The 7,176-nt window shown below is 67.7% G+C and carries 10 protein-coding genes; 6 read left to right on the top strand and 4 right to left on the bottom strand.

Annotated elements, in window-relative coordinates; all coding sequences use genetic code 11:
* The coding region (locus AB7U92_RS18545) for a thiamine pyrophosphate-dependent enzyme (RefSeq protein WP_428580297.1) at positions 1 to 275 on the top strand (275 nt) is incomplete at its 5' end.
* A 5-nt stretch (positions 276 to 280) separates the two neighbouring features.
* Here AB7U92_RS18545 and AB7U92_RS18550 read toward each other — a convergent pair.
* Positions 281 to 817: a YbhB/YbcL family Raf kinase inhibitor-like protein gene (locus AB7U92_RS18550; RefSeq protein ID WP_428580300.1), complete on the bottom strand. Its 537-nt coding sequence runs from the start codon at positions 815 to 817 to the stop codon at positions 281 to 283.
* Between the two features lie 71 nt (positions 818 to 888).
* Here AB7U92_RS18550 and AB7U92_RS18555 point away from each other — a divergent pair, with 71 nt between their 5' ends.
* Both AB7U92_RS18555 and AB7U92_RS18560 read left to right on the top strand, forming a co-directional pair.
* Positions 889 to 1,467 (top strand): amino acid synthesis family protein, encoded by a 579-nt coding sequence (locus AB7U92_RS18555; RefSeq protein WP_428580303.1) that lies wholly within the window; start codon positions 889 to 891, stop codon positions 1,465 to 1,467.
* 2 nt (positions 1,468 to 1,469) lie between these two features.
* Positions 1,470 to 2,504: a glycosyltransferase family 4 protein gene (locus tag AB7U92_RS18560; protein ID WP_428580306.1), complete on the top strand. Its 1,035-nt coding sequence runs from the start codon at positions 1,470 to 1,472 to the stop codon at positions 2,502 to 2,504.
* 556 nt (positions 2,505 to 3,060) lie between these two features.
* Here the strand turns inward: AB7U92_RS18560 and AB7U92_RS18565 are convergent.
* The 3 genes from AB7U92_RS18565 to nrtS are packed head-to-tail and all read right to left on the bottom strand — an operon-like array spanning position 3,061 to position 4,145.
* Positions 3,061 to 3,273 (bottom strand): zf-HC2 domain-containing protein, encoded by a 213-nt coding sequence (locus AB7U92_RS18565; RefSeq protein WP_428580309.1) that lies wholly within the window; start codon positions 3,271 to 3,273, stop codon positions 3,061 to 3,063.
* Positions 3,267 to 3,869 carry a sigma-70 family RNA polymerase sigma factor gene (locus AB7U92_RS18570; protein WP_428580311.1) on the bottom strand — a complete coding sequence of 201 codons (603 nt, stop codon included), beginning with the start codon at positions 3,867 to 3,869 and terminating at the stop codon, positions 3,267 to 3,269. The genes AB7U92_RS18565 and AB7U92_RS18570 overlap by 7 nt, the downstream gene beginning before the upstream one ends.
* A 27-nt stretch (positions 3,870 to 3,896) precedes the next feature.
* On the bottom strand, positions 3,897 to 4,145 hold the full coding sequence (gene nrtS / locus AB7U92_RS18575) for a nitrate/nitrite transporter NrtS (RefSeq protein WP_428580314.1): 249 nt from the start codon (positions 4,143 to 4,145) through the stop codon (positions 3,897 to 3,899).
* Between the two features lie 257 nt (positions 4,146 to 4,402).
* Between nrtS and arsS the strand changes: the two genes are divergently transcribed.
* The 3 genes from arsS to AB7U92_RS18590 form a co-directional block, all read left to right on the top strand.
* Entirely contained in the window at positions 4,403 to 5,401 is a 999-nt protein-coding gene (arsS, locus tag AB7U92_RS18580) for an arsenosugar biosynthesis radical SAM (seleno)protein ArsS (RefSeq protein ID WP_428580317.1), read from the top strand.
* A 52-nt stretch (positions 5,402 to 5,453) separates the two neighbouring features.
* Positions 5,454 to 6,353, top strand: coding sequence for a phosphate/phosphite/phosphonate ABC transporter substrate-binding protein (locus AB7U92_RS18585; RefSeq protein ID WP_428580320.1), 900 nt, complete (start codon positions 5,454 to 5,456; stop codon positions 6,351 to 6,353).
* Between the two features lie 56 nt (positions 6,354 to 6,409).
* Positions 6,410 to 7,176: PhnE/PtxC family ABC transporter permease (locus AB7U92_RS18590; protein ID WP_428580323.1), on the top strand; the 767-nt coding region annotated here is incomplete at its 3' end.

Here is a 7,176-nt window from a genome sequence, read left to right on the forward strand (position 1 = left end):
CGAACCTAAAGCGCCCGATCACCTACGTGATCGCGAACAACCGCGGCTACCGCATCCTCAAGGAGCGGCTGGTGTCGTTCCGCAAGACCGATCAATTCGTGGGCATGGACATACGCGAGCCGGATATCGACTTCGTGCACCTGGCACAGTCGATGGGCATGCCGGCGCGACGCGTGACCGACCCGCAGGACATCCTGCCTGCACTGCGCGAGGGAATCGCCTCCGGCGCGCCGAACCTGCTCGACGTCGCGGTCGCGGACAGTTTCGGCGGCTAGGCTTCCTACTTCTTGCGGCCGTACTTGCCGATCAGCGCCGCCTTGGCGATCGCGTTGCCGTTCACCATGTAGCCGGCGAGCGAGGCAGTACCTCCGCTCGGATCCAGCCTGTCCACTTTGAGCGCGTATAAGGTGAACACGTAGCGGTGCGGCTTGTCGCCCGGGGGCGGACAGGGCCCGCCCCAGCCCGGGCCGCCGAAATCGGTATTCACCTGTATCGCTTCCCCCGGCAGGTTGGAGCCGTCGGCTTTGCCCGCGTCCTTAGCCAGCCCCTTCGCCGACGCGGGGATATTGAGCACCAGCCAGTGCCACCAGCCTGCCCCGCCGGTCGGCGCGTCCGGGTCATGGCATAACAATGCGAAGCTCTTCGTGCCCTCGGGTGCGCCGGACCAGGTGAGCGCCGGCGAGATATTCTGGCCGGTGCAGCCGAAGCTGTTGAAGACCTGCTCCATCGAGAGCGTCCCCCCGGCGCGGAAGTCGGGGCTGGAGAGGCGGAAAGTGGGCCGCGCGGGGCGGCGTCTGGCGGGTTTCTTCCGGGACATGAGCCGAGTCTCCTTCTTGGATCAGGTGCGGAAATTCTATCGAGCACAATAGCGGTTGAGAAAGGAGCGCCATGGAAATCCGCCAGATTCACGTTTTCGTCCAGGAAATCGCCGAACAGGCCGGCCGCCCGGTTCGGCCGCCCGCCTTGCGCGCCGCCGGCTGCGCCGTTCTCGCCAACCCCCGGGCCGGCCATCCGGCGGCGGACGATTTCGAGTCCGACGTGGCCGCGTCGGTGAAGGTGGGCGAGCTGCTGACCCGTCGGGCCCTCGAAGCGCTCGGCGGGCGTCCCCCGATTGCCTACGGCAAGGGTGCCCTGGTGGGGGAGTCCGGCGACCTCGAGCAGGGCGCGGCAATGATCCACTGCCGCATCGGGCTTGCTATGCGCACCGCGATTCGCGCGGGCAATGCGCTCATTCCCGGCACCGCCAAGATGGGCGGCCCTGGCGAGGCCCTGGACATCGTGCTCGGCGGCATCGACAACGGCTGGAACTACGACGCGATGGATACGATGACGGTGCGCGTGTCCGGCGCGCCGCGCGCCGACGAGATCCTGCTGGCGGTCGCTTTCGCGACGGGCCGGCCGAATGCGCGCATCGCGGGCGCGAGCGAGTCCACGGTGCGGGACCTGGTGGCGCGCCTGCGGGGCTAGGGGTGCGCGTTCTGATTCACGATGCCGCGTCGGATTACGCGTACGACGCGGACGTGATGTCGCGGCGCGGGGTCGGCGGCACCGAGGCGAGCGTCGTGCGCGTGGCCGAAGGGCTCTCGGCCGTCTGCGAGGTGGCGGTTGCCCAGCGCGGACGATCCACGCACTACTCGCCCCATGCGGGGCTGCGCTATGTGCCGCTGCAGGATCCGGCGCCGTTCGGCAGCGCGATGCCGGACTGCGCCGTGGTGGTGCGCAAGCACCGGCACATTGTCAAGCTGCACAGCCGATTTCCCCACGCGCGCCTTCTGCTCTGGATCCACAACTGGCAACGCCCCGAGACCCTGCTGCTTCGCGCCCGATTGGCTCGCAGCACCGGCGCCATCGTCACGGTGTCGGAAGCGCATCGTGAAGCGACCCGGCGCCTGATGAATCATCCCCTGGCCCGCGCGCTGGGCGGCCGCATCCCGATACTGCGCATCTACAACCCGATCGACGAGAGTCTGGCGCCCGACGGCACGCGCGTCGATCCCGACAAGCTGGTCTTCTTCAGCAACAAAGGCGTCGAGCAGGTGCTTGGAACATTCGGCAGAGTGCGGCGTGCACTGCCTGACCTGCGTCTCGTAGTCGCCGGGAACTCCCTCGAAGAAGCCATGCTTCGCTCGCGCCGCACTGCCCGCCTCGCTCGACAACCGGGCGTGGAGCTCTTGGGCCGCGTGCCGCGGCACGAGCTCTTCCGGCATGTGCGCGAGTCATTGTGCGTGTTCTATCCGCAGGATGCCCATGCGGAGACCTTCGGTCTCGTGTTCGCGGAATCGAACGCGCTCGGCACGCCCGTGCTCGCGCACGATTTCGGCGCGGCGCGCGAAGTCCTGAGCAGCCCGGACCAGCTGGTCGACGCACGGGACACGCGAGCGGTGGTCGAGAAGCTGCGCGCCTGGCGCAGCGGCGCGCGCCCCAAGGCATTCCTGCGTCCGGAGTTTCGCGCTTCCGCGGTGGTGGCCGAGTGGCGTCGACTACTCGGCGCGGCGCCGCCCTAGTCCGCCCCTACTCCCACTCAATCATCAACGAGCGTTCTAAGCTGTTGATTTGTAATGCGCCTGAGGCTGCTCCGTAGAAATTTACCGTCATTTTTACCGTCAAAGTGCGGAGCATCAGCATTGGCGCGGGTTTGCAGGCGGTTCGGCCAAATTTGACCTTTCGAGATCTATCGACATCTATCGACTCACGCGACGACGGCCGACACCACCGACTCGCGTCCCGACTGGCCAGAAAGGCGCCGCAGCGGGGCTGCCATCAACGAGCTTAAGTCATTGTTCCGACGAGACTTTTCCCGCGCAATTTTACCGTCACGGCCTCGAACCAACCGTGCCGTCCGCCCAGACCGAATGAGGGTCGACGGAGCAGGCGCGAAGCTCTTGCCGTTCTCGTGCCCGCGGAATGTCGTGAATGCACCACCGCTGCCCATCAACCCGGCACCCTCGCGCCGGTCGAGAAGAAGCGCAACGGTGGGTCGGCGCCTACGCTGCTGTTGATGAGGCCCTTCGGATCGCGAGCGCGGCCGCGTCGCGGAGCAGGGCCGGACCACATTGGGCGTCAATCAGGAACCCCGCGCTCCGGCTCGACACTCGGGGTCCGGCCCTCGGCATAGGCCTGCATCACCTGCCGCAGCGCCTTCATCTGCCGGCGATAGTTCGTGCACCCGGTGCACATCATCAGGTGCGTGCGCAGTGAGACCTTCTCGCCCAACTTCAGCGGCCGCTCCATCTCGGCGGAGCAGATCGCGGTCACTTCCTTGCAGCTCAGCATGTCGATCCCTCCGGACGGCCCCAACCCGCGTCCATGCAACCGCGCAGCTTCAACCGGGCACGGTGCAAGATGACGTGGCAGTTGCTGGTCGTGATACCCAGCTGGGCACAGATCTCGTCGGCCTCGAAGCCCAGGAATTCGCGCATCATGAACACCCGGCTCGTGTTGGCAGGCAGGCGGTCGAGGCACGCCTCGAAGACGGCCCAGAACTGTCGCGTCTGCATCGACTCCTCCGGATCCGGCCAGGCGACCGGTCGTGTCCCGTCGCGCCAAGCGCCACGTTCGTTGAAGAGCGCTTCGAGGCTCTCCTGCCAGTCGTCGTCGTCGTTGACCAGGCTGGACATCGTGACCGTGCGTGACGCCTGCCGCAGGTGGTCGATGATCCGGTTGCGCAGGATGGCGAAGACCCAGGTCTTCAAGGTGGATTGACCGGCGAACGACGACGACTTGCGCAGCGCCGCCTCGATCGACTCCTGAACCAGGTCCTCGGCGGTCTCGGTGTTGCGCAACTGCAGTTGCGCAAAGCGCAGCATGTCGGCCCGCAGGGACAGCAGGGCCTCGGCACTGATGCCCTGCATGGTGGCGGAAGCCGGCACCGGCGCGTCGGACGTCGGACGCTGCATTCAATCTCCTCGCGCCCTTTGGGCCTCGTTGCGGGCGGCGCTGTAGCTCGACACGCAATATGGCACCACGAAGTTCAGCGCAGCCTGCCACAAGTTGACGGTGTGATGGGACCAGAACTGCTCGCCGTTGTTGATGACGTTGAGCACGGTACCGACCACCAGGGAAACCTTCAGCGCCGAGTGCACGATACGTGGCATCAGTATCAAGCGCCACACGCCGACGGCCGAGCGGGGCTGGTCGCCGGGCATTGCCGATGGTCCGGGTCGGTCGGTTGGCATCTTCAGGTGGTCGCCTGCGCGGTCTCTCGAGAGTTGTGGGGCAGGATGCTAAGCGGAAGCCCCTGGGCAGCGGGCCACCAGTGGGTGCGGCGGACGCGGCCGCTCGAGTCCTTCTGGTCTAGGGACATTGACGCTCATCGGCACCAACTTCTTACACGCGGGTCCGGCAGGTTGTAAGAGAACGGCCCGCCGCGCCGTCTAGGAGGGTGAGCCACCACGGATACGCCATGCACGCCACTCTCCCCCTTCTCGTCCGCTCCGACTTCCCGGCCCTGCGCCGCCGAGTCGTCGACACCCTGCAGATCAACCTCGGCTACCGCTGCAACCAGAGTTGCCAGCACTGCCACGTCAACGCCGGGCCGAACCGCACCGAGGAGATGTCGCGCGACACCATCGACGCCGTCGTCGCCTTCCTGGCCGCCAGCCCCGAGGTGCGCACGCTCGACCTGACTGGCGGCGCCCCGGAGCTCAACCGCCACTTCCGCTCGCTCGTCGTGGCGGCCCGCTCGCGCGGCGTGCGCGTGATCGACCGCTGCAACCTGACGATCCTGGAGGAACCCGGCCAGGTGGGCCTGTCCGAGTTCCTGGCCGCGCATGGCGTCGAAGTGGTGGCCTCGATGCCCTGCTACCTGGAAGACAACGTCGACCGCCAGCGCGGCAAGGGCACCTTCGACGCCAGCATCCGGGGACTGCAGCGGCTCAACGCGCTGGGCTACGGCCGGCCCGGGACCGGCCTGACCCTGAACCTCGTCTACAACCCGCAGGGCGCCACCCTGCCGCCGCCGCAGGAGGCGCTGGAGCGAGACTACAAGCGGCACCTGGCGGCGCACTTCGGCGTGGTCTTCAACCAGCTGTTCACACTGGCCAACATGCCGATCCAGCGCTTCGGCTCGATGCTGGTGTCCAAGGGCCAGTTCAACAGCTACATGAGCCTGCTGCGCAGCGCCCACCACGAGGCCAACCTCGACCAGGTGATGTGCCGCAGCCTGGTCAGCGTGGACTGGCAGGGCTACCTCTATGACTGCGACTTCAACCAGCAGCTCGGCCTGCCCATCCGCGATGCAGGCAAGCCGCGCCTGCACCTCAGCGAGATCACGGCCAGCCAGTTGGAAGACCAGCCCATCCGCGTCGCCGACCACTGTTTCGGCTGCACCGCAGGGCAGGGTTCGAGCTGTGGCGGCGCGCTGGCCGACGGCACCGCGGCGGCGCCGTCATGCGGCGCCTGAGTTGCCTTACTCGATCCACCCCGCCCCTTTACCTGAACCGTTGGACCACCCCATGACCCAGCCCGCCACCCGCCGATCGGCCCTGTCCCGCCTCGCGCGCCTCGCCGCCAGCGCCACCCTGGCCTTCGCCGCGCTCGGCAGCGCCCACGCGGCCGACGACATGCTGCGCTTCGGCGTCGGCCTGTACCAGCCCGACAAGGAGAAGAACGACGCCACCTACCGCCCGCTGGCCGAGCACCTGGCACGCCAGCTCGGCCGCCCGGTCAAGCTCTACACGGTGGACACCTGGGAAGGCCTGGCCAAGTCGCTGGCCAACGGCGAGACCGACATCGCGCTGATGGGACCCTGGGGCTACGTCCTGGCCAACCACGTGGCGGGCGCCCAGGCTGTGGCGTCGATCCTGTACGACGGCAAGCCGGAGTACTTCGCCATCATGGTCACGCACCCCAAGTCGGGCATCAAGAACATTGCCGATCTCAAGGGCCGCACCTTCGCCTTCGGTGACAAGGGGTCCACCTCGGGCTACCTGATCCCATACCACCACTTCCAGAAGAACGGCATCGACCCCGACAAGTATCTCGGCCGGGTGCTCAACACCAAGCACCAGGCCATCGAGATGCAGGTCACGCGCGGCGAGATCGACGCCGGTGCCGACTACAACCGCAACCGCGATGCCATGATTTCCGAAGGCCTGATCAAGGCCGCCGACAGCGTGGTCTTCTGGACCTCCGACCCGCTGCCCAATGACGCCGTCGCGGTGCGCGCCGATCTGGCCAAGGACGCAGCCTTCGTTGCCAAGCTGCGCGCGGCGCTGGCGTCCGTCGGCCCCGAGCTCAGTCGCACACCCAACCTGCTGCCACCGCGCTACACCGGCTTCATCGCCAAGGACAACGCGTTCTACCGTCCGATCCGCGACGCCGGTCTGGCCACCGGGAAACTGGTCACCCAGTGAGTACGCCGCCTTCTGACCCTGCGGGGTCTGCGGCCGTTGCCTTGCCGGCCCGGGCAGTGTCCCTCGGCGGGCGTCGTGCGCCAGCGGGGCGCTGGACCGCCCTGCCCGCGCTGCTGCTGGCCTGCGCCGTGCTCGTGCTGGCTAGCCTGTGGACGCTGGCGGCCGAGGACGAACTGAGCCTGGGTCGCAAGCCCTGGCAGAACCTGACCAAGACGCTGGCCGAGATGTCGGAACCCAGTTTCCTGCGGGTCTGGTTTGGCAACCCCAATCTGCAGGTGCGTGATGCCGACGGGCAGGTGCTGCGCGTGGAAGACCAGCGCGCCACCGAAGTGCGCTATCTGCAGGGCGTGAGCCGTGCGCTGTGGACCACCCTGCGCATCGCGACGCTGGGCACGGTGCTGGCGGCGCTGATCGCCTTGCCGCTGGGGTTGCTGGCCGCCCGCAACTTGCACGCCCCGCGCGCCCTGTCGTGGGGCGCGAAAGGCGTGCTGGACGCACTGCGGTCCATCCACACGCTGGTCTTCGGCCTGCTCTTCGTCGGCATCGTCGGTCTGGGCGCGACGGCCGGCATCCTGGCCGTGGCGGCGCACTCGGCCGGCACGCTGGGCAAGCTGCTGGCCGAGGCCATCGAGTCGCTGGACATGCAGCCGGTGGATGCTGTGCGCGCCACCGGCGCGACGCCCGCGCAGGTGTTTTTCCTGGGCGTCTGGCCGGCGGTGCTGCCGCAGTTCGTCTCGCAGGTCTTGTACGTGTGGGAGTTCAACATCCGCGACTCCACGATCCTGGGCCTCGTCGGCGCGGGCGGCCTGGGCCTGCTGCTGTC

It is taken from the genome of Piscinibacter sp., from assembly GCF_050175855.1.
GTDB lineage: Bacteria > Pseudomonadota > Gammaproteobacteria > Burkholderiales > Burkholderiaceae_C > Piscinibacter.